Origin of the sequence: Mesorhizobium sp. M0518, assembly GCF_040321125.1 — a bacterium.
In the GTDB taxonomy this organism is placed as follows: domain Bacteria; phylum Pseudomonadota; class Alphaproteobacteria; order Rhizobiales; family Rhizobiaceae; genus Mesorhizobium.
Map to the genome: position 1 here is coordinate 99,729 of NZ_JAMYQY010000014.1, position 25,256 is coordinate 124,984.

General features: G+C 60.8%; 24 protein-coding genes. 8 read left to right on the forward strand and 16 right to left on the reverse strand.

The window, feature by feature from the left end; all coding sequences use genetic code 11:
- Positions 1 to 12: 12 nt before the first annotated feature.
- Positions 13 to 1,422, reverse strand: a complete 1,410-nt coding sequence (nifB, locus tag NKI66_RS20620; protein ID WP_352752770.1) for a nitrogenase cofactor biosynthesis protein NifB — start codon at positions 1,420 to 1,422, stop codon at positions 13 to 15.
- Between nifB and NKI66_RS20625 the strand changes: the two genes are divergently transcribed.
- On the forward strand, positions 1,340 to 1,510 hold the full coding sequence (locus NKI66_RS20625) for a hypothetical protein (protein WP_352752771.1): 171 nt from the start codon (positions 1,340 to 1,342) through the stop codon (positions 1,508 to 1,510). The two genes, nifB and NKI66_RS20625, sit on opposite strands and share 83 nt — an antisense overlap.
- Before the next feature lie 217 nt (positions 1,511 to 1,727).
- Here NKI66_RS20625 and nifA read toward each other — a convergent pair whose 3' ends face one another.
- From nifA to NKI66_RS20670, 9 genes are all read right to left on the reverse strand, one after another.
- The gene (gene nifA, locus NKI66_RS20630) at positions 1,728 to 3,491 is read right to left on the reverse strand and encodes a nif-specific transcriptional activator NifA (protein WP_502900951.1); all 1,764 of its coding nucleotides are present in this window, start codon (positions 3,489 to 3,491) and stop codon (positions 1,728 to 1,730) included.
- A gap of 179 nt (positions 3,492 to 3,670) precedes the next feature.
- Positions 3,671 to 3,970 (reverse strand): ferredoxin family protein, encoded by a 300-nt coding sequence (locus tag NKI66_RS20635; protein ID WP_023678245.1) that lies wholly within the window; start codon positions 3,968 to 3,970, stop codon positions 3,671 to 3,673.
- Positions 3,971 to 3,981: 11 nt separating this feature from the next.
- A complete protein-coding gene (locus tag NKI66_RS20640; protein ID WP_352752773.1) occupies positions 3,982 to 5,289 on the reverse strand; it encodes an FAD-binding protein in 1,308 nt (435 codons plus the stop codon).
- Between the two features lie 9 nt (positions 5,290 to 5,298).
- Complete coding sequence (locus NKI66_RS20645) at positions 5,299 to 6,408, reverse strand: electron transfer flavoprotein subunit alpha/FixB family protein (protein ID WP_023760372.1); 1,110 nt, start codon at positions 6,406 to 6,408, stop codon at positions 5,299 to 5,301.
- Between the two features lie 16 nt (positions 6,409 to 6,424).
- Positions 6,425 to 7,276, reverse strand: coding sequence for an electron transfer flavoprotein subunit beta/FixA family protein (locus tag NKI66_RS20650; RefSeq protein WP_352752775.1), 852 nt, complete (start codon positions 7,274 to 7,276; stop codon positions 6,425 to 6,427).
- 187 nt (positions 7,277 to 7,463) lie between these two features.
- Positions 7,464 to 7,844: a nitrogenase stabilizing/protective protein NifW gene (gene nifW, locus NKI66_RS20655; RefSeq protein ID WP_352752777.1), complete on the reverse strand. Its 381-nt coding sequence runs from the start codon at positions 7,842 to 7,844 to the stop codon at positions 7,464 to 7,466.
- A complete protein-coding gene (nifV, locus tag NKI66_RS20660) occupies positions 7,841 to 9,049 on the reverse strand; it encodes a homocitrate synthase (RefSeq protein WP_352581873.1) in 1,209 nt (402 codons plus the stop codon). Before nifV ends, nifW begins: the two co-directional genes overlap by 4 nt.
- A gap of 25 nt (positions 9,050 to 9,074) precedes the next feature.
- A complete protein-coding gene (nifS, locus tag NKI66_RS20665) occupies positions 9,075 to 10,241 on the reverse strand; it encodes a cysteine desulfurase NifS (protein WP_352752779.1) in 1,167 nt (388 codons plus the stop codon).
- A gap of 444 nt (positions 10,242 to 10,685) precedes the next feature.
- Entirely contained in the window at positions 10,686 to 11,006 is a 321-nt protein-coding gene (locus NKI66_RS20670; protein WP_352601193.1) for an iron-sulfur cluster assembly accessory protein, read from the reverse strand.
- A 677-nt stretch (positions 11,007 to 11,683) separates the two neighbouring features.
- On the opposite strand from NKI66_RS20670, the gene NKI66_RS20675 reads away from it, so the two are divergent.
- The 7 genes from NKI66_RS20675 to NKI66_RS20705 all read left to right on the forward strand — a co-directional run bounded on the left by NKI66_RS20675 (position 11,684) and on the right by NKI66_RS20705 (position 18,652).
- Positions 11,684 to 12,775: a hemin-degrading factor gene (locus NKI66_RS20675; RefSeq protein ID WP_352752781.1), complete on the forward strand. Its 1,092-nt coding sequence runs from the start codon at positions 11,684 to 11,686 to the stop codon at positions 12,773 to 12,775.
- Between the two features lie 822 nt (positions 12,776 to 13,597).
- Entirely contained in the window at positions 13,598 to 14,815 is a 1,218-nt protein-coding gene (locus tag NKI66_RS20680) for a cytochrome P450 (protein ID WP_352752783.1), read from the forward strand.
- 40 nt (positions 14,816 to 14,855) lie between these two features.
- Positions 14,856 to 15,047, forward strand: a complete 192-nt coding sequence (locus NKI66_RS20685) for a ferredoxin (protein ID WP_352752785.1) — start codon at positions 14,856 to 14,858, stop codon at positions 15,045 to 15,047.
- Between the two features lie 342 nt (positions 15,048 to 15,389).
- Positions 15,390 to 16,010: a nitrogen fixation protein NifQ gene (locus NKI66_RS20690; RefSeq protein WP_023778156.1), complete on the forward strand. Its 621-nt coding sequence runs from the start codon at positions 15,390 to 15,392 to the stop codon at positions 16,008 to 16,010.
- A 411-nt stretch (positions 16,011 to 16,421) separates the two neighbouring features.
- Positions 16,422 to 16,619, forward strand: coding sequence for a hypothetical protein (locus NKI66_RS20695; RefSeq protein WP_023766888.1), 198 nt, complete (start codon positions 16,422 to 16,424; stop codon positions 16,617 to 16,619).
- Positions 16,603 to 18,048: a DNA cytosine methyltransferase gene (locus tag NKI66_RS20700; protein ID WP_352752787.1), complete on the forward strand. Its 1,446-nt coding sequence runs from the start codon at positions 16,603 to 16,605 to the stop codon at positions 18,046 to 18,048. Before NKI66_RS20695 ends, NKI66_RS20700 begins: the two co-directional genes overlap by 17 nt.
- Before the next feature lie 46 nt (positions 18,049 to 18,094).
- Positions 18,095 to 18,652, forward strand: a complete 558-nt coding sequence (locus NKI66_RS20705; protein ID WP_352752872.1) for an endonuclease III domain-containing protein — start codon at positions 18,095 to 18,097, stop codon at positions 18,650 to 18,652.
- Between the two features lie 183 nt (positions 18,653 to 18,835).
- Here NKI66_RS20705 and NKI66_RS20710 read toward each other — a convergent pair whose 3' ends face one another.
- From NKI66_RS20710 to NKI66_RS20735, 6 genes are all read right to left on the reverse strand, one after another.
- Positions 18,836 to 20,608, reverse strand: a complete 1,773-nt coding sequence (locus tag NKI66_RS20710) for a DEAD/DEAH box helicase (RefSeq protein WP_352554122.1) — start codon at positions 20,606 to 20,608, stop codon at positions 18,836 to 18,838.
- The gene (locus NKI66_RS20715) at positions 20,598 to 22,133 is read right to left on the reverse strand and encodes a ParB N-terminal domain-containing protein (protein WP_352752790.1); all 1,536 of its coding nucleotides are present in this window, start codon (positions 22,131 to 22,133) and stop codon (positions 20,598 to 20,600) included. Before NKI66_RS20715 ends, NKI66_RS20710 begins: the two co-directional genes overlap by 11 nt.
- Positions 22,130 to 22,849 carry an RNA polymerase sigma factor gene (locus tag NKI66_RS20720; protein WP_352554124.1) on the reverse strand — a complete coding sequence of 240 codons (720 nt, stop codon included), beginning with the start codon at positions 22,847 to 22,849 and terminating at the stop codon, positions 22,130 to 22,132. The genes NKI66_RS20715 and NKI66_RS20720 overlap by 4 nt, the downstream gene beginning before the upstream one ends.
- A gap of 92 nt (positions 22,850 to 22,941) precedes the next feature.
- Positions 22,942 to 24,285, reverse strand: a complete 1,344-nt coding sequence (locus NKI66_RS20725; RefSeq protein ID WP_352554125.1) for a hypothetical protein — start codon at positions 24,283 to 24,285, stop codon at positions 22,942 to 22,944.
- 66 nt (positions 24,286 to 24,351) lie between these two features.
- On the reverse strand, positions 24,352 to 24,747 hold the full coding sequence (locus tag NKI66_RS20730) for an XRE family transcriptional regulator (RefSeq protein ID WP_023801991.1): 396 nt from the start codon (positions 24,745 to 24,747) through the stop codon (positions 24,352 to 24,354).
- A complete protein-coding gene (locus NKI66_RS20735; RefSeq protein WP_352554126.1) occupies positions 24,747 to 25,118 on the reverse strand; it encodes a type II toxin-antitoxin system RelE/ParE family toxin in 372 nt (123 codons plus the stop codon). The genes NKI66_RS20730 and NKI66_RS20735 overlap by 1 nt, the downstream gene beginning before the upstream one ends.
- Between the last annotated feature and the right edge of the window lie 138 nt (positions 25,119 to 25,256).

Consider the following 25,256-nt stretch of genomic DNA (forward strand, 5'->3'; position numbering starts at 1 on the left):
GGATGAGACAGCTCAGGCCGTCGCCGCGAGTGCGGGGGCCCCTGACGTGGCGGTGTAAATCGCGCTGATTGCCGTCTCGATATAGTCATGGGCAAAAGCATCGGTCGCTTGGATTCCAGCCTCCGCGAGCTGATCCTGCGGGCAAGTTCCAATCCTGGCGCACAGCACGATATCTATGCCTTCCAGCGCTGCGATGACGCCATCGAGGGTGGCCTCTGCGCTCCGGCCGCCGAGACAATACTGCTCGACCTTGCGATGCCCAACAAAGCTGATCCCCCTCGGCGAGGCTTGATAAACCTGGAATTCCTTCGCATGGCCGAAATGTTCGTTGACGCGGCCGCCGCCCTTGGTCGCCACCGCGAAGAGGACGGATTTGCCGGGCCTCGCTGCCTTGACCAATCCGATCGCTTCACTTCTGGCCGCCACGTGATCACGGCGCTCCTGCGCGACCAGCTCCCGATAGGCCTTACGCTTGCTGGCATCGTAGGTGACCTCGCCGGGAATCCGGTCGGCCCTGAATTCCTGGCCACGATCCTCGCCAAGCATGCCGACGGCATCTGCCCGGCACTGCCGGCAGTGGCGCATCAACTGGGCGCCGCCTTCGAGACGATCCTGAAGAGCCTTCAGCTCCTTTGCGTTTGGGCCGCGCTGCCCACTCAGTCCGTAGTGCGTGCCGTGCGCCGGGTCCGAAATCAGCGGCATGAGGTTGTGCAGGAACGCGCCTCGCTCCTTGACGCATCTATTCACCTCGATCAGATGCTCATCGTTCACGCCAGGAATCATCACCGAATTGATTTTGGTGAGGATGCCGCGCGCGGTCAGCATCTCCAGGCCCAACATCTGCCGCTCGTGCAGCATCCGGGCGGCTTCGATGCCGACGTAGCGGCGATGGTCGTAAAAGATCCAAGGATAGATCTTTGCACCGACCTCAGGGTCAACCATGTTGATGGTGATCGTCACGTGATCGACATTCATGTCGGCAAGCTCATCGACATGGTCCGGTAGCGCGAGCCCATTCGTGGAGATGCAAAACTTGATGTCTGGGATTTCCCTGGCGACCCTGGCGAAGGTCGCCTTCGTCTTCTTCCAGTCGTAACAGGCATCGCCCGGTCCGGCGATGCCGAGCACGGAAAGCTGCGGCACCTCGCTGGCGACCGCGATCACCTTGCGTAGCGCCTGGTCGGGCGTCAGCTTTTCAGAGGCCACCCCAGGCCGGCTTTCGTTGGCGCAGTCATATTTGCGATTGCAGTAGTTGCACTGGATGTTGCAGCCCGGCGCGACCGCGACGTGCATGCGCGCGAAATAGTGATGCGCCTCTTCTGAAAAGCAGGGGTGATCCTTGATCTTCTCCCAGACAGCCGGATCCGTGTCGTCGGGCTTTATCGACGAGCCGCAGGATGACGCGCAGCCACCGGGTTTCATGGTGCCAAGCAACTGGTCACCGAATGTCGTGCTGAGGCTCTCAAGCGAAATTGCCGGTGCAGACATGAACGGCTCCGTTGCTGCGTGATGTCGCAGTTCAAAGCGCAAGAGCTATGCCAGCTCAAAGAGCTGTTTCGGTTCACGAATAGGCTTGTCGTGTCAGATTCCTTCGGATTGCTCCGACACACCTTTGTCGGGCTTACGACAGTGGACAAGCAAATAGGGTCGCGAGGCTACCAGCCTTGGGCGCGCAAAGTGTGAACGAGACCACTCCGGGCTGCTTACGGTTGACGTCATCACGACGTCTAGAATTTCTTCACCACGATACCATGCCGGCGCAGGGCGTAGCCGACTTGCCGCGGCGTGAGGCCGAGGATACGAGCCGCCCTGGCCTGAACCCAACCGGCCTTGTCCATCGCGTCGATCACCCGGTCGCGTTCCGCCAGACGCGGGGGACAAGTGGGATCGTTCGGATCGCCGGCCGTAAAGGGAGATATCTTGGCTGCGGAGGCACCGATGCAACTGGCCGGCAGCCGCAATCCGACCGGCACTGCGTTGACCCGTGCGAGATCGTCGATGGCATTGCCGCCATTCGATCGGTCGGCTCGCTTCCAGAGGAGCCAGGAAAGGCACTGGCCCTTCTTACAGGCGAAATCGGATGGAGTGATCGTCCTTGAGCGCGCAAGTGTGGCCGTCCTTTGGACGCAGTTCTCCAGCTCGCGGACGTTACCAGGGAAGTAACATTGCGAGATCAGGTCAAGCGCCGGCGCCGCGAAGGCTAGTGCGCGATCGTTCTCCTTGTTGAACCGGTTGAGGAAGGCGTTCGCAAGGCGTGGAATATCGCCGGTTCTCTCTCTGAGCGGAGGCAGGATGATTGGCACGACATTGATGCGGTAATAAAGGTCGGCCCTGAACTCCCCTTTTATGACGGCCGTCTCGAGGTCCTTGTTGGTGGCGCATATGAGGCGCACGTCGACCTGTAGCGTTTTGGTGCCGCCGACTCGCTCCAACTCGCCTTCCTGCAAGACACGCAACAGCTTGGCTTGAAAGGCCGGCGAAATCTCGCCGATTTCATCAAGTAGCAGCGTTCCCTCATTTGCCAATTCAAAACGACCGGCGCGCTGGGAGATAGCACCCGTGAAAGCGCCCTTTTCATGCCCAAACAGTTCTGACTCCAGAACGCTTTCAGACAGTGCGGCGCAGTTCAATTTGACGAAAGACTTCTTCCTCCGACGTGAGAGCTTATGGATGGCCTGCGCAAAGAATTCCTTGCCGGTGCCGCTTTCACCCCGCAGAAGCACGGTGGAATTGGTCCCTGCTACGACCGAGACGGTTTCGAGCACCTGCTTGAGTGCGGGGCTTTCCCCGATGATCCCGTCGATTTTGGCATCCGCATGCCGGGCAGGGTCGTAGGTCCTCCCCTCGTTGGGCGATTTCTCCGGTCCCGATTGCTCATGGCCACACCGCTGACGATCTGTACTCAGGGCGCGATGGAGGCGGATGGTCCGGCCGATAAGGTTGGCGACCATCGTCAGGAAATAAATGTCTTCGTCGTCGCGAAAGTCGGTGGCGCCGTCTCCGGCGCGGTCGATCGACAATGTCCCAAGGATATCATGATCAGCCTTTAGCGGGATACCGATAAAGGCAATTGGGATGGTTCCGATGCTCGAAGACGTTTGAAGGTCAGCCTGAAATAGTTGGGACTTGCGCACGTCCGGTATGAAGAGCGGCGTCCCCGTAGCGACGATTTGATCTGTTACGGCCTGTGGTATGACGCGGCGAGTGCCTGATTGACGTACGTGGGTATTGCCGGCAGTCGCGGCAATCTCCAGCTCTCCTTCAGCGTCCAGGACGACGATTGCTCCGTGACGCATCTGCAGAAATGAAGGCAGGACGTTCACGACATTGGCGAGCGTAATCTCCAGCTCGCTGGGGGCGGTCAGCACCTTCGATATCTCGTAGAGTCCTCTGAGCGCGATATCTGATTGGGGCATGCTTTTGATGGGCGGTTCAGGGCGGGTCTCCCGAGGTCCAACCTCGTCGACCCGATCTTGCGGTCCGTGGGTCATGGAAACACCTCAGGGGTTGTCGTCCAGAGTGCTCCTCCTTTTTTATCTGAATTCTGAAAGCACAGTATTCACGAGCTTCTCTTCGTCGAAGCGACGATCGAAGCAACGAAGATAGACTTGGCGTTTGGCGAGACCTAAACTGTATCAAGATCAACCCTCTTAATACGTGCGTGCGTCGGTCATCCGAATTTGAAGAGGACTCCGAAACCGCCGCGTGGATAGTTCCACTCGATCTCGCCACTGGTCTCACACAAAATCCGGCAGGTGCCGCACTCCATGCAGCCGTCAGCAGTGATCTCCACTTGACCTTTGTCGTTCAACTCATAACATTTCGCCGGGCAGACGTGGGTAAGCGCGAGCAAGTTCGCGCTTGGCCTCTCGTGCGGTCGCACTTTGATATGCGGGCGGCCGGAATCCACCAAGTAGCGGTTCTGGTAAAGCTTGTCCTCGACACGTGACTTTGTCACTGCGATCGTCATTTCGTCTCCCTTCAGCGCCACGCCAATGCAAGGCGGACCGCGTCGCTGACCAGCCCCCAACGCGAGCGCGCCTTGATGAAGGCCGCCGTGGTCGCCTTTTCCTTCTCGATCTTCGGCGTGCCGTCGACACGCATGAAGTTCTGCGCGGCTTGCGACATCAACCGCGGATAAGTTGTGAAGTAATTGCAGGAATTGGTGTGGAGCAAGGCCGGCATATCTTTGTATTTCTTTAGGTCCTTGACCACGAAGGACTTGTCCAGCATGGCTTTGTAAAGGGCGAGATTCCGTTTGTTCATCGGACCGTTGCGGCTCTTGACCTCGACAATTGCCTCAGCCGCAATGCGGCCGGAGGTCATGGCGAGGTTCGAACCTTCGCGGTGAATGGCGTTGTTCAGTTGCGCGGCATCGCCGACCACGACCCAACCATCGCCAAACAGCTGCGGAATAGCCTTGTAGCCGCCTTCGGGAATGAGGTGTGCGGAATATTCTTTCACTTCCGAGCCGGCGATCAGCGGCCGGATCGAAGGATGGCTCTTTAAGGCATCAAGGAGAACGTAGGGGCTCTCGACCATCGCGGCAAAATCGGAGACGAGGCAGCCAATGCCCAGTGAGATCGACTCCTTGTTGGTGTAGAGGAAGCCGAGCCCGGCCATGCTGCGGGAGGTCGTGCCCACCGCCTCGATCACGCAGCCTTCATCGCCCTTGACGCCGAACCGCTGCTCAATGACCTCTTCGGGCAAGAAATGCATTTCCTTGACGGCGAGCGCCACGGTTTGCGGCTTCGGCATCTCGCGCAGGCCGGCTCGAGTGCCTAGCAGTCCGCAGACACCTTCTGCGAGAACGACCACGTCCGCGTAGATGGCTCCGCCCGCCCGGTCTGTGCGCACGCCGATCACCCTGTCCTTGGCATCACGGATGAGTTCCGTCACGGTCGTCTCGCACAGAAGCGTCGCGCCGGCCTCGCGCACCTTACGCGAAAACCATTTGTCGAACTGGGCACGGATGATCGTGTATCGGTTGGGCTTCGCCTCATTGAAGTCGTCCGACCGATAGTGAATCCCGGTATGGGATGTGTCGTCCATCACCCAAAGCCGCTGTTCAACCAAATGCCGCTCGAGAGGCGCATCATCCCGGAAATCCGGGATGATCTTCTCCAGCATGTCCGCGTACATGATGGCACCCTGGACATTCTTGGAGCCCGGATATTCACCCCGCTCCAACTGCAGCACCTTCAGGCCATGGCTGGCCATGGTGTAAGCAGCTGCGTTTCCGGACATGCCTGCCCCAACAACAATGGCGTCGAAGTTTTCCTCGATCATGTCCATCCCTTAGCTCGCAAGCTTATCGCGACTGTGGGGCGACAGCCGCCGGGTAAAGGCTTCCGTCAGTGCGGGCAGGAAGCGGATCGCGTCGGTGACGATTCCGAGGTGAGCGAAATCGAAAATCGGCGCGTTCGGGTCGGTGTTGATGGCCACGATGAGATCCGCCCCCTCGACGCCAACCCGATGCTGGACGGCGCCGGAAATCCCGGCCGCTATGTAAAGCTTCGGCCGGATGGTCTTGCCAGTCTGGCCGATCTGCCGATCAGCTGGCATCCAGCTCTTCTGGACCAACGGGCGCGAACAGCCGTGCTCGGCGCCGATTGCTCGCGCGAGGTTCTTCACAAGCTGCAGGTTCTCCGCCGCGCCAAGACCAAGGCCTCCCGCAACCACGACGTCGGCATAGGCAAGGTTTGCCTTCGCCGACTGATTGTCCGGCAGGAAGCCGAGGACTTTGGTAGCGATCTCGTCCTCGGCAAGCGAGAGCTTGTGCCGGATGACACGCCCGACCGGTTTATCCGTCCGCTGCGGCATGGGCATGACCCTCGGTCGCACTGTCGCCATCTGCGGGCGGAAATTGAGCGTATAGATCGTGCACAACAAGGAACCGCCGAAAGTCGGGCGCGTGGCGGCGAGCGAACTGTCGGTATCCACATCGAGTTCGGTGCAGTCGGCCGTGAGCCCCGTCTGCAAGGTCGTCGCCACGGAGCCGGCAAGATCCCTGCCGAGTGTGGTGGCACCGAGAAGAAGGATTTCGGGTTTGTGGGTATCGACCAGATCCGTCATCGCCTTGGTGAAAGGCTCGTTCCGATAGTCGGCGAGCAGGGGCGCCTCGGCGATGTAGACAAGGTCAGCACCATAAGCGAATGCTTCGGCAACGGCGTTCCCGACGGCCTCTCCCGGCGGTCCGAGCACGACGCCTGCAAGCTGGACCTCAAGCTTGTCTGCTAATTTGCGGCCTTCGCCGAGCAGTTCGAATGATACGGGATGGACCTGGCCGCGTTCGAGCTCGATGAAGACCCAGACGTGCCGGTAGTCCTTGAAATGGGCGGGCAGCTCCTTCTTTATGCCGGCGCGGCCGGCGGCAGGGCGAGGGGTTTCTCGGTTCGCGGTCGACATCGTTTGCTCCTTGCCGTCACGCGCCGCCGTTGAAGGCGAGCTCATGTTCCAGCGCCGGCTGGCGGGTGAAGATTGCGGTGATGAGTTCGTCAGCGACATCGCGCAAGGGCATCTCGGCGGTGTCGATTAGCGCCGCCTTTTCAGCTCGAGCAGGAGGGGCGAAAACACGCTTGACGACCGTCGGTGAGCCGCGCAGGCCGCATTTGGTGAGATCCTCAATGCCGGCGTCGGCCGCGCTCCATTTCAAGACCTGGCTGCGCGCGGCGCACAAGGCGTCGTGGATCGAGCCCCGGCGGATCTCGTTTGTGCCTTCTAGCATGGTGATGAGACAAGGCAGGCTGCTCTTCAGCATCTGTGTGCCGCCTTCGGAGCGGCGCTCGACCTTGATCTCGCCTGCAGCAAGGTCAATAGAGGGGATCTTCGCGACATAGGTCAGTTGCAGGAGTCCGAGGCGCTTGGCGATGCCGGGCCCGACCTGGGCGGTGTCGCCATCGATCGTCTGCTTGCCGGTGAAGACGAGGTCTGGCGTGCCGAACGTCTCGCCGACCTTCGCGATTGCCTGGGAAAGGGCGAACGAGGTCGCCAGCGTGTCGGAGCCGGCAAAATAGCGGTCGGTCAAGAGCACCGCTCGGTCGGCGCCGTAGCCGAGCGCCTTGCGCAGCGCGTCCTCTGCCATGGGCGGACCCATGGTGAGCACAGTGACTTCGCCGCCATAGGCATCGCGCAGTCTGAGCGCTTCTTCGAGGGCGAACAGGTCGTAAGGGTTGATGATGGTCGGAACACCCTGGCGCATGATTGTGTTCGTCACCGGATGGACCCTTATCTGTGCCGAGTCCGGCACCTGCTTGATGCAGATTACGATGTGCATTGGCGGTTTCTCTAGGCTCCTGTCCGGGTGCGGGCATTGAGGTTATCTCCTTGATCCGCATAATTCGTGCCAAGTCTCTTGCGCTGCCCCCTTCCTACAACTTCGGCTGGTTGCTTCTGACGGCGCTGTGGTGATGACCGGATTTGTCGGCTGCTCGACATTGTCGCGTCGCAACCCTTGTCGCCGCTCATTCCCGTCCGAACCGCTTCAGTACCGAGTCGAACGGGACAAAGGTGTGACCCGGCGCGGCAGGTCTGTTCGGATCGTGGTCTTTGAGCACCTTGAAGACCCGATGCGTGAGCGGCGAGGAAATCGCAAAGTCCTCGTAAGCGCGTTCGAGCGTCGCGCGCACCCTCGCGGCAATCACCTGGTCGGGCAGACCGGAGAAATCTTCTTCGGCAAGGTATTGGCCCACGCGCTTCATTATATGGAGCCGCGAGACATTCAGCACCTTGGGGTCATAGGAGACGCCAAGGACTGAGAAGAACTCCTCCGCGGCCGACAGGCGCTTCAGTCGTGCGAGGATGTCTGTGACATCGATGGGGCGGCTGTCAGCGGAACAACTCATTGCATTCTCCCTGGTCGCAAAACTGTGGCCTTTGCGCGCGCTCGCACGGCTGACCTGGACCCGCACAGCTCGAAGAGGGACGCCTCGCTGCACATTTTATCGTAGAGCTCGACCAGTTGAGTTGCAGTGAGCGTCGATTTGGTCTCGGCCGCCTCGCGCCGAACGCGGGCTACCATCGCGGCTGCCAGATCCGGGTCGAGATCGCGACCGCTTTCGCTCAGCACATGGGCAATCGCAGTGGCGCCGGAATGCTTGCCGATGACGATCCGCCGGCAGCGGCCCACGAGAGCCGGATCAAGCCCCTGATAAGTACGCGAGTCCTTCAGCAGCCCTGCGACGTGAATGCCGGATTCGTGGGTGAAAACATCGGCGCCGACGACCGGCTTAGTGGCCGCGGTCTGCCGGCGGGCGGCCCAGGCCACCTCGGCGGCGAGGCCGGGCAATGCGGTCAGCTCGATGCCGGTATCTGCGCCGCCGAAGACCGCCATCGCGGCGGCCACCTCTTCCAGCGCGGCATTGCCCGCACGCTCGCCGAGCCCCAGGACGGTGACGGAGGCATGGCGCGCGCCTGCGCGGATCGCGGCTAGCGTGTTGGCGCCAGCAAGTCCGAGATCGTTGTGCGCATGAAATTCAAGGTCGATTGGAGACTGCACCACCAGCTGGGCGACAAGTTCGAAGGTTGAAAACGGGTCGAGAACACCGACTGTGTCGGCCAGCCTCACGCGGCTTGCGCCGGCGCGTGCGGCCGTCTCGATGACGCGGGCGAGATGATCCCGATTGGCCCGCGAGGCATCCTCGCACCCCACCGCGACGAAGAAGCCGGCGGCGGCGGCGCGCCTGACCATATCATCGATGACCTGGAGCGCTCCCGCCTTGTCGAGGCCGAGCTTGGCGGCAAGTTGGATGTCCGACGCAGGCAGCGACAAATTGACCGCTTGGACCCCGCTCTCGATCGCTGCATCGAGATCCAACGACGTCATCCGGCACCAGGCCATGAGCCGAACCGGAAGACGCCGCGCGACCACGGCGCGAATTGTTTCGATCTCGTCGACGCCCATGACCGGCGTGCCGATCTCGATCTCTGTCACGCCGGCCGCCGCAAGAGACTCAGCGATCTCCAGCTTTTCCGTCGTGGTAAAGGCGACGCCCGGCGCCTGCTCGCCATCGCGCAACGTCGTATCGTTGAGAGAGACATGACGGGTCATGACCGGTAGCCTGTTCTTCTGCCGCTCACGCATAGACCGGATTACCCGGCCCAGAACCGAAAAAGCTGCGCAGCTTCCCCACGATTGCCGGCATGACCTCGAGCACCCGGTCGATATCCTCTTCGCTGTTGTCCCGCGCCAAGGAGAAGCGGACTGCCGCGTGCGGCGTTTTCATCGCGCTTAGGACATGGCTTGGTTCCAGAGAGCCGGAGGTGCAGGCCGAGCCAGAGGAACACGCGATGCCAATGCGGCTGAGGAGAAGTGGAATTCCATCACTGTCGACATGTTCGAAGGAGATGTTTGCGGTGTTGGGCAACCGTTCCAGGGGATCACCAGTGACACAGGTGCCTGGGATGCGCTGGAGGATTCCGCCCTCCAGACGATCGCGGAGCGACTTTACCCGTGTGGTCTCGTCGTCCATGAACTTCAAGGCGAGTTCGGCCGCCGTGCCGAGCCCGGCTATGCCGGGCGTATTCTCGGTGCCAGCACGCCGGTTGTGTTCTTGGTGCCCCCCCTTGATCAGCGAATGGAAGTTGACGCCACGTTTTACGAAAAGGGCACCGATCCCTTTCGGCCCGTGCAGCTTGTGGCCGGAGAGCGACAGCATGTCGATTACGGTCGACTTCAGGTCCATCGGAAGCTTGCCGACCGCCTGCACAGCATCGGTATGGAATAGGGCGCCCACTTCCTTGGCCAACTCGGAAAGCCTGGCCACGGGGAAGATCACACCAGTCTCGTTGTTCGCCCACATTATTGATACGATTGCCACCTGTGGGGTGAGGGCGGCCATATAGGCGTCGAGGTCGAGCCGACCACGGCAGTCCACCGGGATGCTGTGCACCTTGACGCGGCGGGTCTTCTCAAGATGCGCGCAGAGCGTCAGCACGGCGGGGTGCTCGACCGCGGACGTCACGATCTCGGTTCGGTTGGGCGCCGCCTCGAGCGCTGAAAGAAGCGCTGCATTGTCGCTTTCTGTCCCACCCGAGGTGAAGGTGATCTCATCGTCGAACTCCGCGCCGATCAGCGCTTGCAACTGCCTCCGCGCCTTTCTCACCGCCGCACTGACTGAAGCGCCAAGAGCGTGTGCCGACGAAGGGTTGCCGAATTGATCCCTAAAGAACGGCAACATCGCTTGCACGACCTCAGGATCGACCCGTGTGGTTGCGTTGTTGTCGAGGTAGACAGGCTTCATAGGTGCGATCCTCAGTTAAACAGAATGACGCGAGCGCTAGACCGACTCGTTGAGCCTCTGCTCATGCCGTTGATGATAATGGGCCTGAACTGGCAGCGCGCGCAGACGCCCGGAGTGTTTGCGTAAATCGGATCTCCGTCGATATGGACATGTTCGCAGTGGCCGCAGGTCAGCCCGCAGGTAAGGACGCCCGAACGCGATAACGCTACCGATGAGCCGAATTTGGCGCAGCGGCGCGATTTGCCCGCAAGCAGCTCGGGTGCCACCAGGAACCGAGCTGCTTCGGGAGGCGACTTTCTTTGAATCCTACTGGGAGCGAATGGCGGTCCCGAGATCGGCTTTGACCTTGTCTTGCTTTTTAGGACGCGGACATCTGTTGTGCCGGCCATATAAGTCTCCTCTGCCGCAAAATCAGTCTGTCGGCCGCACAGGCGCTTCGGGCGTTTAACTGAAGGACTTGCCGCAGCCGCACTTTTCGCGCGCATTGGGGTTATCGAAGACAAAACCGGAAGATTCGAGCCCGGTGAGGAAGTCGACGGTCATGCCGGCTACATGGGGTTGGGAGCCCGTGTCCACGAACAGCTTGATCCCATCGGTGTCAGTGATCGCGTCGCCCTCGCGCGACACGCTCTCCAGGCCCATTAAGTATTTGAAGCCGGCGCAGCCGCCGGCCTCGACCATGATGCGAAAGCCTTCCGCCGGCTCGCTGGCGCGGGAAAGAGCAGTCTTGAAGGCGGCAACGGCGTTGTCGGTGAGCGTAATCATGGCTCCATTCTCCTCAGTCCAGGACCGGCTTGCGCATCACGCCGCATGCACCGTGCCAAAGCGAAAAAACGTTTCAACACAGCGCGGCATCTCTGACACTGCCGTGCTTCTTGTGAGTGCATTGCAGCGAAGGTGTCGGCAAACCGACACGTACTGTCGTTTGTCCGGTCCCGCCACCAGGGATGTTGGGCCTGAGTTCCCGGTTGAACTCACATCACCAAGTACAGAACTTCTTCTGAGCTTGCTTCGGCGCAATTGGCACGGTTTTTGAAGCTCCGTTTGGCGAGACGGCAAGAGCATGCCGATCCACAACCATGCCGTGGGTGCCCGCGCGATGGATGGGGCGAAGCCAAGGGAGCAACATGTCAGGACCGGGTCAGACACGCGTTGTTTGGCAAAGCAGCGCCGCCCGTGGCATCCGAATGCCCGCTTGGCCGATTGCGACAACACCCACACTCGCTCACCCACCGCCCAGTAGCGGCCGACCGGCTCGATGGGATGCCATTGGCATGTGCCTGCTCGCCGGTTTTCGCGCGGGTGCGACGCCGTGCGCACGCTGTCCAGCGACACCTTGTTCATGGGCCAGCAGCAGATCAGGATCTTTCGGCGCGCCTTATCGGCTGAAGATACCCGGGCAGGGCAGATGATCCTCACACGTCGTAGAAACAGGGGTAAGCATGGACCAACGCGAGAAACCGTCGCCCGACGAAATCCGGCGGGCGTGCAAAGACAATCCGAAGATCCGGGAGCATGATCTCGCCGCTCGATTGGGCATTTCGGAAGTCGAGTTGGTCGCGGCGCATTGTGGTCATGGCGCGGTGCGCATCGAGCCGCGCGTCGATGATCTGCTGACCGGCCTCGAAGCGGTCGGCGAGGTGATGGCAGTCACCAGCAACGATAGTGCCGTGCACCAAAAGATCGGCGTCTACGGCAAAGTGGTCACCGGCAACCAGCATGCCATATTGCTCGGCGACGGGATCGACCTGCGCATCTTCCCGAAAGCGTGGGCGTATGGCTTCGCCGTCGAGAAGCGCGAGGGAGCCGAGATCCGCCGCAGCCTGCAATTCTTTGATGCCACCGGCGAGGCGATGCACAAAGCTCATCTCAGGCCCGCCTCGAACCTGCAGGCCTATCAGGATCTGACGGCAGAGCTTGTATCCTCCGATCAGGAGCCGATCATATCGCTCGAGCCGAGCGGGGCGCGCGATAACGCAGTGAGTCCAGACCACGCCGCCACGGTCGACGACCTACGCGAGCACTGGGGCCGGCTAAGCGACGTGCATCAGTTCTACGATATGTTGAAGACACTGAAGCTCAGCCGCTGCCAGGCTATGCGTATGGCCGACGAGGACAACGCCTGGCTGCTCGACAATGATGCCGTTGGCGCCCTGTTCCAACAGGCGGCCGAAGACGAGATGCCGATCATGTGCTTTGTCGGCAATCGTGGTTGCATCCAGATCCATTCCGGCCCGATCAAGTCGGTCAAGCAGATCGGGCCGCGGATCAATGTGCTCGACGAGACCTTCCATCTGCATCTTAGGACCCATCGCATCCGCGAGGTCTGGGCCGTGCGCAAGCCGACGAGGGACGGTCACGTCACGTCCATTGAAGCCTATGGCGCGGACGGCAAGATGATCATCCAGTTCTTCGGCAGGCGCAAGGAAGGCGAACGCGAGGGCAGCGACTGGCGGTTTCTGGCCGAGAGTCTGCCACGCGTTCCCGGTCCGACGTCCAGGGGTGTGTTGACTGCCGACAGGTCCTCGGATTGAACCGGCCGCCATAGGACTCGGCAGCACGTTCCGACAGCGGCTCGCGAGGAATTTAGGTCCATGTGCGGAAAGGCTTGCCTTCATAAGCGCATACGGACGGTTGGGTGTGCACGCCGGAATGGACCGCATCGATACAGTCAAGCTCGTCGCGGCCGGACCGGTGCGCACGAGTGCATCGCCGTCTGACGGAAATCCTTGCAGCGGCTACAACAACGCATATGCCATCAGCGCCGAACCGAAGCGGAAGCGCCGCCGGGTCTTATCGGACCGCACCCGAACCGTGCGCTGGATTGCGTCGTTGCTCAATCCAGGCCGTGCGAGCGATCTTCTCGCCCGTCACCGGAAGGCAGTGCAGCAGCAGCCAGGCCGAACAGGCCGATGTCGCGGACTCGAAACCGACCGTGGATGTCGGTTGTCGGACGTTGTCCTGAGAATGGTGGACAGGTGATCATCAACTTAGTGGCGGCGGGCCCAGTGCTGGCTGGCGTCGCTTGGCGCAGGCTAGGGGTACGCCTATCCGGCACGCGACTTGCTTCGATAATTTGGTCAGCGGGGCGTCAGCAGTGCGTCACGGAGCTCAGCGGTGATTGACCACCTCTCAACCCTATCGGGGATAAGCGGCGGCTTTGCTTCATGACCGCAGCGCGGCGGAGATGCCTTTTGATTGATTTCGCAACCGATCTCATCCGCGCTGGCAGTGGGCTGATCGGGCGACAGAATCTCGAAGGCGCCCGACACGAGACGCACCCATGCTGGATATCGACTTTATGAACAGCGGTGCAATCTCGATCGAGCCATGAACGCCAATGTAGAGAAAGCAAAATGGCAACCAACCCCGTTCCAGATCATGTCCCGCCCGAAATGGTGAGCGATTTCAGCCTGTTTACATCGCCAGGGATGCCACCAACACTCAACGGGGATCCACACGCAGCTGTCGCTCGCGTACATGACGGGCCTCCGATCTTTTACTCCCGCTACAACACGCAAGATGGCCGGGGTACCTGGGTCATCACCCGTGCCGCGGACCAGCGGAAGGTGCTGCAGGACGCAGAGACTTTTTCCAGCCATCGCAGCATCTTCTCCTCCATAATGGGTGAAAACTGGCCGACGATCCCGCTTGAGCTCGATCCACCGGCCCATGGCGTCTTTCGCTCACTGCTCAGTCCGCTGCTTTCGCCAAAGCGGGTGAGGGTGTTGGAGCCGGCTGTCCGCGAGCAAGCGATCATGTTGATCGATAGAATTGTCGCATCGGGCATAAGCTGCGACGCGATGAAGGATTTTGCCTTTCCTTTCGCGGTGAGCACCTTTCTTCGCTTTCTGGGGTTGCCCGATGACCGACTCGATACATTCGTCGGCTGGGGAAAAGATCTGCTCCACGGCGACGATAAGGAACGACCTGTGGCTGCCCGGACGATCGTGGCATTCATCGACGAACTCGCAGCCATGCGCCGCCAGGAGGCGGTTGACGATTTCATGACCTTCATCGTGCAGGCACAGGTCGAGGGCCGCCGGCTGACGGACACCCAAGTCCGCGGCATCGGCGTGCTTGTCTTCGTCGCTGGGCTCGACACGGTCGCAGCAGCTATAGGCTTTGACTTGGCGTACCTCGCACGCAACCTAAAAGATCAGCAATTGCTGCGGAGCGAACCGGACCGCATCCCGCTCGCAACCGAAGAATTGCTGCGGGCCTATCCGCCCATTCAGTTGATCCGCGTGGCCACGAAAGATATCGACTTCGAAGGCGCGCCGATCCGGAAGGGGGACTATGTTTCCTGCGCCACGATGATTGCCAATCGTGACCCGGCGGAATTCGAATGCCCCAACACGATTGATTTAGAGCGGGAGGACAACCGCCACGCAGCGTTTGGCTATGGTCCCCACCGTTGCCTTGGCTCACACCTTGCCCGGCGGGAGATTGTCATTGGCCTGGAGGAGTGGCTGGCGCGCGTCCCGGCTTTCAGGATCAAGCAGGGTACGGCGCCGATAACTTCTGGCGGCCATGTGTTCGGGATCGAAAATTTGATCCTGGACTGGTCTTAGGCCCGCCCCGAGCCGGGGCACAGACAATGGAGGCAGCGCCATGCGCATCATCGTCCAAAAGGCCAAATGCCAGGGTCACGCGCGATGCGCGGCGCAAGCGCCGGACATCTTCAAGCTTGATGACGAGGGCTATGTCCTGCCTGGTGACATTGAAGTTGCGGAAGGGGAGGAACTGCCTGCATCGCGAGGCGCGCGATCCTGTCCTGAACGTGCGCTGGAACTCACTCGCTGACGCTCTGAATCAGACGTCATTCAACCGTGAGTCTGGCGGCTTGAACCATGTGGCCGCACTCAGCACGCGACCTCTGTCCCGCACGGTTCACGTCCCACCCCGCGGGGGCATTTCCGGCGCCTGTGTTCCCCGTGAGGCGCAAACGGCAGGGCCCGGGGTTCGCGAAACGCCTCCTTCCAATCACAGAATTTGCGACAGAGCCGAGTGGACCAGACGAGAATTGCCGAACTACTCGACCGCGAGGCGATCCGCGACTGCGTACACCCGAAGAACTGCCCGACCCATGTTGCGGCAGGCCGGGTCTCTGCATGAATTGATAGGACGAAACCAGGAGAACGCACCATATTTGCCCAACATTATGCCCGGCTCAGCACCGGCCAATGGCCGCACATTGAGCTGGAGAGGAGGTTCGACCAGCATGTGCTTGCCTGTGTGCTTTCACGTGCGCTCGAGGAGATCGAGGCCGGCGAGGCAACGGCGACGGAGGCAACCGGACTTTCGCGCGCCGAGCTGCGCGATGTCCTGGTCCGCTGTTTCCCTGCTTTTCCTATCAACGCGTTTGCCTTGAAAGAGGTGAGCGAGCCCGAGCCGGATCTGGAAGAAGAACTTCTGCATGGACTGCTGCTGGCGCATGCCCGACATGGCGACCCGGCGAGCGCCCGCTTCGCCAAGATCATCGCCCGGCGTGCCATGCGCAATGACCACCTCTGGCAGGACCTTGGCCTTTTCAATCGAACCGACCTCGGCCGCCTGCTCGCCTGGCATTTTCCGACGCTGGCGGCCGGCAACACCCAAAACATGAAATGGAAAAAATACTTTTATCGAAAGCTCTGCGAGGCTGAAGGCTTTTCGCTGTGCAGCTCCCCCAGTTGCCGGGACTGCGATGATTTCGAAAGCTGCTTCGGCCCGGAGGAAGGCGAAAGCCGCCTCACACGGATCAAGGACGGCATCGCCTCGGATTGAGAGCCGCTTCGTAGATTGTACAGCGCCAGCGCTCGCGCCGCGCCATATGTCTGTTGTCGAATGTCGACTGCCCCCTTCGGGGATTGAATGCTGTGCATGCTGTCCGATTACTCGCCATGCTTCGGCGGGCGCCGTCATGATGGCGGTGCAGGATGCGACCCGCACCATCGCCCCCGAGCAACTGGTGTTCTCCGGGCCGTTGCTGCTCGCCTGCCTGGCGGTTGCGGCGGCTACACGGCCGCGGTTCACCGCCGTGATTGTTCGCGGTGCACAGTTTCGCCTCGATCACGCAATGAGGCCTGATCACTGGAGCCTCGTCCGGCGCAATCCCGCTACCGGGGCCAGATATTTGGTGACCTTTGGTGAGTCTTGGTGTATTCTTGTGCCGAAGCACTTGGGGGTATACGCGATATGAAAAAGGACGAGCCGCGGCTCACAGTCACGGTCGAGCCTAAGATCTATGAGGGCTTATTAGATGTCACCGACCGACGACACCCGCGGCTGACGAAACGCTACGTGATCGAACTCGCACTCACCCGACTCTTCGAGGACGTGAACCGCGGGCAATTACAACTTGGCTTGGAGGTGCAGAGTGGCCGACGCAATTGACGCGCCGGATCTCCCGGTGATCTCGCTTTTCTCAGGGGCTATGGGGTTGGACCTTGGCCTGGAGAGGGCTGGCTTCCGTGTGGCTGTGGCTCTGGAGTGCAACCCCTATGCGGTAGCAACGATCCGGAAGAACCGGCCGGATCTGCCGCTGATCGACCGTCCTATCGAGGGCGTGTCGACAGAGGAGATCCTAGAGGTAGCCGGCCTAAGGCCGGGTGACCCTGTTGTGGTTGCGGGCGGCCCTTCGTGTCAGGTTTTTAGCACGGCCGGAGCACGCGGCTCGCTCGCTGATCCTCGCGGGGAGCTCTTCGAGCATTTCGTCCGGGTGGTGCGCGAGAGCCAGCCGCGGTTCTTCGTCATGGAGAACGTTCGCGGGCTTCTGTCGGCAGCCGCCCGGCACCGGCCGCTGAGCAAGCGTGGTCCGGGACACCCGCCCCTTGCACCTGACGAAGAGCTCGGTTCGGCATTCCAGGTCGTCGTGGAGCACCTGCGAGATTTGAAATACTACACTGTCTTCGACATCCTGAACTCCGCGGACTACGGGACTCCCCAGACGCGGCAACGTCTCCTGTTGCTGGGGAGCCGCGACGGTGAAGCCCTCAAGATGCCGGTGCCGACGCATATCCGGGACGGTGCGGAAGGCAAATCCCGATGGCGCACTTTACGGGATGCCGTAGGCGGCCTCACGGATCCGCTTCCAGAATTCTACACGTTCTCCCCGGCCAGGGAGAAGTTCCTGAAACAGGTGCCTGAGGGCGGCAACTGGCGCGACCTGCCACATGAGGTGCGCAAAGAGGCGCTCGGTCGCGCGTTCGACTCATGGGGCGGTCGGTCTGGCTTCTTCCGCCGCCTTGCCTGGGATCGACCGAGTCCGGCTCTAACGACCCGTCCCGATAGCAAAGCGACGAGCCTCTGTCACCCGACCGAGCTGCGTCCGCTGAGTGTACGTGAGTATGCTCGTGTCCAGGAGTTCCCCGACGACTGGATATTCGCCGGCCCAGTTCGCAAAAAATATGAGCAAGTCGGTAACGCTGTCCCACTCGGCCTCGGCGAGGCAGCCGGCCGTGCACTCCGCAACATCATGTCTATGCCTTCGGTTGCCGGACGGTTTGGGCACGTCGAGTGTTTCAACCTCGACCTGTTGACAAAGCTCATGAAGCGTCCTCGGACAATCGTGAACCCACCGCGTATGCGGAACGATACCGAGACAGAGACGATCACTGGCTGGTACAAAGAACCAGGCCGGCTGCGGCGAGATGCGCTTGCATACGCGGCGCCTGAGATCGAAGATGAACTCCGCGCGCTTATGCGCCTGCCCGCAGTCGCGGAGGTCCCTGAGCTGTACGAGGAGCCGACGAACTGTGACGGAGAAAGCGCGGCGGGTGACTGGCCTGCTGAAGGCGAGGTACCGCTCGCCGCGGCTGAATAACAAAGACGACGCTCTCGACGAGCTCTTTTTTATCCTCTTGTCCCAGATGACGACAGGACCGAGCTATGAGCGTGTCTACAACCGGTTGAAGGCAGCTGTGCCTAACTGGTCGCGACTGCTGAAAATGGATCTGACTGTCCTAAAAGCGCTCATCGGAGATGCCGGTCTCGCCAACCAGAAAGCGCCACGTATGGTGGCTATTGCCAACCAACTCGCCCGAGACTTTGGCGAGGTCACACTCGAACCCCTCCGACGGATGACGGACAGAGACGCAGAGACTTTCCTCACGACGCTGCCCGGCGTCGGACTGAAGACCGCGAAGTGCGTGCTCATGTACAGCCTCGGTCGCGAGCTGCTCCCGGTCGATACGCACGTTGCTCGCGTGTCCCGCCGACTGATGCTTGTTGGAGATGCTCCGAGCCGGCTTTTCGTCGCTAATCTGGAAGCAGCGGTGCCGCCGGACTGTCGGTACGACTACCACGTAAATGTACTCCAGCATGGTCGAGAGCTGTGCCGACCCATGCGTCCCAAGTGCCCAGAGTGTCCCCTTTGGGCACTATGTCCCTCAGCGGGATACTCCCAGCGCCAAAGCAATGCGGGTTGACAAGTTGCTGGTCGCACCAAGCCATCCCATGCGGAGAGCCGCGACAACCCTTCTGCCCGGGCGGACGTACAGGTGTAGGCGAAGCGCGGGAAAGGCACGGTTGCTTAGTCTAGAACCCGTTAATGACTGCCAATGTGTCCGTCAGTCGCAGCGCGTCGTGCTGTTGACTTGGCACACCCATTATCAATCTTTCATCAGGAGGTCAGCGGCAGCTCGAGCCTCTTCCAAGAAAGTATCGCGGGTGGGCGGAGGGGTGACCACGTCTCCGAGGAGCGACTGTGCGGCCAGTTCCTTGGTCACGAGCCGCTCATACTCCTGGATCTCGAGGGTCTTGTCGCAGAGCAAGATGAGATACTCAACGTCCCGCTGCTGGCCGCGCCGATGGATGCGGTCGAGACTCTGCAGATAGTGCGCCGCTTGGTTGGACAGCGATTCGTACACTGCAAATCTTGCACGGTGTAGCGTGAGGCCGGCACCCGCAGCCGCCGGGTTGGCCACCAAGATCATCGACTCGTTGTCCTCCTGGAAGCGGCGGACCGTCTCTCTACGCGTGTCGATGTCGGTAACCTGCCCGTCGTAGCGCATGGCTCCATGCGCCTTATAGCGCTCGACAATGGCTGTGATCGACTGCGTATAGAACGACCACACCAGCACCTTTTCGTTCGCAGACATCAACCGTCTGACCACGGCGTCTAGCGCTTCGAGCTTCGCGGGCGTCTCGCTGTATGAGGGATCGATCGCAGAGGGGTTCGAGCACAGCTGGAGGAGCGCAGATCTGCGGGCGAGGAAGTTGGCGTATCGACGCCCGAACTCCTTCTCGTCGGTCTGCTCGATATCGGAGACCAACTCGTTAAGGGTATGCTCGTAGAGGCGTCGCTGCTGCCGGGCGAGCGGGACGAAGATGCGTTGAAAGCTCTTCGCTGGGAGGTCGGGCAAGACCTCCGCCTTCAGGTGTCTAGTGTAGAGGCCACGCTTGTCGATGACGGACTGCACGACGGGAGCTGCCTCCGCTCGATCAGTAGGGACTTCGACACCTTCGAAGGCAAGGCCGAAGTCGACCAGGCTGAACTGCTGGACAAGGTCCTGTGGAGCATTCGGCGCGGGCGTCCCGCACAGCACGTAAGCGCGACCACACCACTCCCTGAGCCGCCGGATGGCGCGGGTTCGCCGCGCGTCCATGGACTTGATAAAGAACGACTCGTCGACTGCGAGTACCGTCCGGCCTGGACGGCTGCGGAGAAGTGCGGAGAGTTCTCCCTCCATGCTCACGGCAGTTTCGAAGTTAGTGACCAGTACCTCGGGGTCATCCTGCAACACACGACGCTTCTCGCGTGCAGATCCTGAGACCACTGCTATGCGGTAGAGGTCTGGCCTAAACCGCCCGAAGTCCTTCGGCCACTCGGGCACCATGCTCTTGGGCGCAATGATCAAGACGCGATCAGCCTCATTCCTAGCGGCAAGAAGGTCGAACGCGTAGATAAGGGTGACTGTCTTGCCCGCGCCCTGCTCGTCGAAAACGCAGAGCCCGAACCCCCTCTTGATCGTCATGGCCGCGACATTGAGAACCTGATGCGCGTCGAGGACGGCGAGACCCGCGCTGTCCTCGACCTCCGTCCGGGCCGCGTCCGACCCCTCAGCCTTGAGTCGCTGGACGTGACGCACAGCTTCTTCGAAGACCTCGGAGGCACGGCGCCTATTCTCAACGAAACGGCGTGCCTCCGGTGTCCACCGCAGGATAAGGTGCTGAGTCCGCTCGAGCTGGCCAGCGAGCTGGTGCGGCACGAATACTCCGTTGGCAGAGCGCCGCACCGAGTTACTTGCACCGAGCGCGGACTTAACCGTGGCCAACAGGCCTATCGCGTCTGCGGGATCTCTCCCGGTTAAATACAGACCATCGAGCCCGTCGCCGACACGTACATCGGCGGCTGTCTGACCGGCCCACTGTTCATGCCGCATGGTGGGCCTCGTTCGAAGTTGGTGCTTCGGTAGGCTCGACGTAGCTCTCAATCAGCTTCAGTGCGCTGTACAAACGGTCGAGGTTTTCCTGCGAGAGCGCGTCCGGGGGGCCGGGGCGAAAGATTTTGACCGGCGCGTTCTCGAGCCAGTTGGTAAATATCTCAACGCGCTTGTTTGCACCGACCGTGCGCTCGATTTCGCGACTCGCCCTGGCGAGCGCAATCCCCGTGTCGACAAGGCGCTGTGCCTCTTTCTGGTTCCGCTGGTCACCTGCTTCCCGGAAGTACGTCAGCGCGTCATCGTTCTCAGAGACCGAGCGGAGTTCGCGGATCTGGTTCCAGTTCTTGAACTTGCCGTCATACAACAGGTCGTAGACTAGGCTTTTGAAGCTATCGTCTTCATTTAGTGCTGCAAGTACACCATTCCGCCGGCCTTTGCCTAACTCATCGAAGTACTGAAAGTACTTCTCTGCCTTATGCTTGACGGCGTATTTGTCCTTCTTTCCTTCCGTGACATGGTAGTCCTCGAACTCCGATGCGAGTTCAATCATCCCGACATAACGGCTGACCTCGTCCGTGGCGATCGCGAACTTGCGAGCGATCTCCCGGCGGATATCCTTCTGCCGTGCCGGCGCTGGATTGGCGCGTCCTTCTAGCGCGAGGAGGGCCTGCCAGTGTTCGTAGACCTTCCGCGCCTTCACGTACTGAGGCCAGTCCTGCTTGTGATCTGGCTCGAAATTGAGCGACACGATGACTGCCTCGCGGTCGTCCTCGGTTGCGTGTTCTGTCAGCTGCCATACCTGCACCCACTCGGCGCGTCGCTTCTGGTCAGCGTCGAAGTCGTTGCTGTTCAAAATGAAGTAACAAGCCGTGATCCGACGGTTGCCGTCCAGGAGGTTGCCTTCCCGGTCGATTATGGGGGGTTTGCGGACGCCGTTTGCCGCAATGCTGCGTGCCAGCACTTCAATCTCGAACTGGTCGTCCTCAGCGAGCCCTGGCAGACTCATCTTCCCGAGCATGATCGCCAACAGCTCGTCTGCCTCCGGCGTCCGACCATGGACTTGGAAGAATTGGTTCAGGTGGATATCGATACGTTGGTTCTCACCCCAAAGATTGATGTCACGCGTGCGGACGAAGCCCTCCCATACCGGGACGCTCCGTTCGTGGAACACAGGCGTGGGGCGGATGGGTCGCGGTTGGACTCCGTTATAGCTGACAAGCTGTACACTTGGCTGGTCGGCTGGGCTCTGCTCTTGAGGGCGGAGTGCGACCCGCACTGCCTCGACGCGGTCAATGAGCGTGTCGATATCCGCCGTCATCTGTGCTGTAACCACACGATCCTCGCGCGCCTCGGCGCGTTCGCGCATCACCGTGAGCACGCGACCAAGCAGGGTGCGAGCCTCGTCTCGGTCGAGAGGCTGATCGAGGCCAGCCTGCAATACATCGCGGACGATGTTCCCCATGTCGGCAGAGACGCGCTCTGCTGCAGCGATGAGGTCGCGGAACTCATTGGAGAGGTCATTCATTGGTAGGTTTCCTCTTCGATATTCTCGGCGTTGTCGTTGGCGCCCAAGTCGGACGGGATTTCTTCGGGCAGTTCGATCCCATGGTTTCGAGCGGCGGTCTTGAGGCGGTCGAGCCCGCGCGACATGAGCGCGCGCGCGGCGTCCCGGCCAATGCCGAGTGTGTCAGCGACAACTTCAGCAGAGAGGTCGGGTTCGCCTGCCTCGACAGCCTCGATGACGAGTTCCATCACGTCCCGAACTTGACCGTGACCGACCGCGCTGAGCAGTTGGCGTGCGAATCGCACTGCTTCGGTCCGCCGGTATTCGGCGAGGTCGTCGGCCTCGCGTCGCTCGTCGGGGGATAGTTCGATCTCGCCGGCGCAGTCCGACGCGTCATCGATCTCACGCATATCGAGGTGGCCGCGGTTCCATCGGCCGTTCGCGATGTTGTCAGCCGCCTTCCAGAGCCAGGCACCTATGCTGCCGACCCTGCGTCCTGTCGAAACAGCGGAATACGCGCCTTCGACCGCCTCGGCGACGCTATCGTCGACATCGGCCGCAGGCAGTTTGGACCATTTGGACTGGAGCATACGCTTCAGACCGGCGAGGTAGCCACTCGCATGAAGCGCCTCGATCATGCCGAGTGCGTCCTTCGCCTCGGCTGCCTTCTGGGCTTTGGACAAGAAGGCAAACGCCTTGGCGACGGGATCTGATCCCGGGGGTTCTTCCTCGTTCAACCTCGCCGTCCCCTTTTTGCGAACCAGCGGGTTGCCGGTCACCTACATACAGTAGTCTAGGGGCGAAACAGGGTGAGCGGGAACGCAGCGAATCAAAGCTTAGGAACCCATTTTGCGTAAAGGCTCTTCGAGCCCGTAGGAACCGTCTTGGCATCAACGAGAGCGACGAGCGAGCGGAACCGCTTCTCGCAGCCGCTGTTCGAGTTGATGCGACTTGCCACGAGGGTTGAGGCCTTCGGTAGATCCAGCATCAGCTTGACCTCGTTTGGCGAGAACGACTTCACCATCTCATTGTAGGACGGCGACGCCGCGTTCGAGACGCCGTATGAGTTGCCAGTCGCTGCCGTCACGACTGCCTCCACAAAAGTGGCCTGCGCTGTTTCCGGAACGCGGTTTTTCCGCGACAGCTTGAGGAGCCGATCGGCGAAGGGCGGCTCGTTGTGGAAGTTATCCCAGCCATTGTGCACACTTAAGAGCTTCCTACTCGCTGATGTGAAGATACTGTGAACCTCGGCTTCGCTCAGCAGCGACAATTGGCCCAGCGTCTCGAAGAACTGCAGCGAAGCCTTCTGACGGGCTTCGTCGCCTTTTGCCTTATAGTCCTGGTGTCGATCCACCAGCGCCGACCTGGTCCGGGGGCTAAGGTCGTTACTGAACGATTCGCAGATTGCGATGGCGTTCAGGCGGGCTTCCTCTCCCGACGCTGGGTCACAGTAGATGCCGTGTAACATGACGAAGATCAGTTCGCGCTGGGCCTCGAATGTTTCCTGGATACGGCGTTCCCATTCTTGTCGTTGATCCTTCTTGAACTTCGTTGCTTTCAGCGCGGCGAGCAGGGACTTTGTGTCCACCCCCTTAGGGTTGTGGGCGCTCGAGAGCGCATGCTTCTGGCAGCGGCTTAGGAAGCTCAGGAACTCGTCTTCGTCGACCGTCCCCGCAGCTGGGTGTGCGATAGAGAAACTGTTGCGTGTGGCCCTGCACTGATCGAGGAAGAAGAAGTCGTCGTCACCGATCAGGTTGAGCTTACGGCAGAGGTCGAGCAGCTCGGCGTCCTTGAGGTCGAGGAGCGTGTCCTCGTCGAAGGACTTGTCGTCGAGGATCTGAGGGACGACGTTGATGCCGAACCGTCGCACCTTGTCACGCAGTTCCACCACGGCCGCGTTCCAAACGTAGTTGATGGCTGCGTCGAACAGACCGCTGGCGACGGCGACACACATTTTGACGATCCGCTCATCGCGCAGGTGCGGAGGGATCTTCTTGATCAGGCGTGGGAGCTGGGACCAAGCATGGGCGATCTGGTCGTCCTCGGCGAGCACATTGCGGGGGACTCCCAACGCGGCGGTAAGTTGGGCTAGCATGGGCGAGGAGAGAGGGGTCACGTCGGGCAGTGTGACGGCGGGCAGGTCGGTCTTTGGCTTAACTAGGACGTTGCTCATACCTACTCCTTGCATCGACGAGACCATCTCGCCCCATCGGTAGTCTTTAGCCGAAACAGAGTGAGGTCAGCCGGCGCGTGCGGCCTTTGTGCGATTACGTCCACCTGCCGCTCTTTTAACGCTACGCACGGAGACGGCTTTGGGAGCCACGACGTCGCCGAGCCGCTCTATACGGAGGGGCGCACGCGAGGGAAGGCGAACGACGAGTTCGAGTTGCCCCCCGATCGCCTCGACGTAGCTTTTAAGAGTAGACAAGTACATGTCGGCTTGTTTCTCGATCTTCGAGACCGAAGGCTGCTTGATCTTGAGGACCGAAGCGATTTCGGCCTGGGCCTTTCCAGCGGCACGCCGCAAATCGCCGAGACTCTCGACTTCTCCCCTTAACTCTTCGAAACGCGCGTCGACCCGCTCCCGACGATCCTCGGGGAGCGCAGCGATTAGGTCGTCAAGCTTGCGTCCCATCACTTCTTCTCCTTCTTCGCGGCCGCCAAACGGTCGAGATGCCCTTGATAGCGCTTGTCCGCCTTGGCGATCAGACTTTTATAGAAGCGCTTCTCACTCACGCCCGACTTATCGCCGGCGACGAGCAGGATCGCCTTCCGCTTCCGGTCGAATGCGAACGCAACCCGCCAGACACCATCATCAGCGTCGAAGCGAAGTTCTTTCATGTTCGCGAACGACGAGTCATTCAAGGTATCCGCATGCGGTCGCCCCAGCTGGGGACCGAACACACCGAGCAGCTTAGCCGAGGCCAATAGCTCATCTTGGACTGTCTGGGGCAACGCCTCGAACTCCCCATCGAACTCATCGCCAAAAACGACTTCCCAAGTCATATATAGCTCCTAGGCTATGTGGTCAACATCGTCAAGCTGCCGAAGGATAGTCTGCGGCCGAAACAAGGTGCGCGCGGTCGGGGATAATCCGGCCGCCGTTGACACGACGGGCAATTCCGACCTGTCTGCGCTATTCGA

What these genes read in the sequence shown, in the direction of transcription:
- nifB (WP_352752770.1), bottom strand. Translation starts at nt 1,422, where the DNA reads ATGAAACCCGGTGGCTGCGCGTCATCCTGCGGCTCGTCGATAAAGCCC.
- nifA (WP_502900951.1), bottom strand. Translation starts at nt 3,491, where the DNA reads ATGACCCACGGACCGCAAGATCGGGTCGACGAGGTTGGACCTCGGGAG.
- NKI66_RS20635 (WP_023678245.1), bottom strand. Translation starts at nt 3,970, where the DNA reads ATGACGATCGCAGTGACAAAGTCACGTGTCGAGGACAAGCTTTACCAG.
- NKI66_RS20640 (WP_352752773.1), bottom strand. Translation starts at nt 5,289, where the DNA reads ATGATCGAGGAAAACTTCGACGCCATTGTTGTTGGGGCAGGCATGTCC.
- NKI66_RS20645 (WP_023760372.1), bottom strand. Translation starts at nt 6,408, where the DNA reads ATGTCGACCGCGAACCGAGAAACCCCTCGCCCTGCCGCCGGCCGCGCC.
- NKI66_RS20650 (WP_352752775.1), bottom strand. Translation starts at nt 7,276, where the DNA reads ATGCACATCGTAATCTGCATCAAGCAGGTGCCGGACTCGGCACAGATA.
- nifW (WP_352752777.1), bottom strand. Translation starts at nt 7,844, where the DNA reads ATGAGTTGTTCCGCTGACAGCCGCCCCATCGATGTCACAGACATCCTC.
- nifV (WP_352581873.1), bottom strand. Translation starts at nt 9,049, where the DNA reads ATGACCCGTCATGTCTCTCTCAACGATACGACGTTGCGCGATGGCGAG.
- nifS (WP_352752779.1), bottom strand. Translation starts at nt 10,241, where the DNA reads ATGAAGCCTGTCTACCTCGACAACAACGCAACCACACGGGTCGATCCT.
- NKI66_RS20670 (WP_352601193.1), bottom strand. Translation starts at nt 11,006, where the DNA reads ATGATTACGCTCACCGACAACGCCGTTGCCGCCTTCAAGACTGCTCTT.
- NKI66_RS20675 (WP_352752781.1), top strand. Translation starts at nt 11,684, where the DNA reads ATGGACCAACGCGAGAAACCGTCGCCCGACGAAATCCGGCGGGCGTGC.
- NKI66_RS20680 (WP_352752783.1), top strand. Translation starts at nt 13,598, where the DNA reads ATGGCAACCAACCCCGTTCCAGATCATGTCCCGCCCGAAATGGTGAGC.
- NKI66_RS20685 (WP_352752785.1), top strand. Translation starts at nt 14,856, where the DNA reads ATGCGCATCATCGTCCAAAAGGCCAAATGCCAGGGTCACGCGCGATGC.
- NKI66_RS20695 (WP_023766888.1), top strand. Translation starts at nt 16,422, where the DNA reads ATGAAAAAGGACGAGCCGCGGCTCACAGTCACGGTCGAGCCTAAGATC.
- NKI66_RS20705 (WP_352752872.1), top strand. Translation starts at nt 18,095, where the DNA reads ATGACGACAGGACCGAGCTATGAGCGTGTCTACAACCGGTTGAAGGCA.
- NKI66_RS20710 (WP_352554122.1), bottom strand. Translation starts at nt 20,608, where the DNA reads ATGCGGCATGAACAGTGGGCCGGTCAGACAGCCGCCGATGTACGTGTC.
- NKI66_RS20715 (WP_352752790.1), bottom strand. Translation starts at nt 22,133, where the DNA reads ATGAATGACCTCTCCAATGAGTTCCGCGACCTCATCGCTGCAGCAGAG.
- NKI66_RS20725 (WP_352554125.1), bottom strand. Translation starts at nt 24,285, where the DNA reads ATGAGCAACGTCCTAGTTAAGCCAAAGACCGACCTGCCCGCCGTCACA.
- NKI66_RS20730 (WP_023801991.1), bottom strand. Translation starts at nt 24,747, where the DNA reads ATGGGACGCAAGCTTGACGACCTAATCGCTGCGCTCCCCGAGGATCGT.
- NKI66_RS20735 (WP_352554126.1), bottom strand. Translation starts at nt 25,118, where the DNA reads ATGACTTGGGAAGTCGTTTTTGGCGATGAGTTCGATGGGGAGTTCGAG.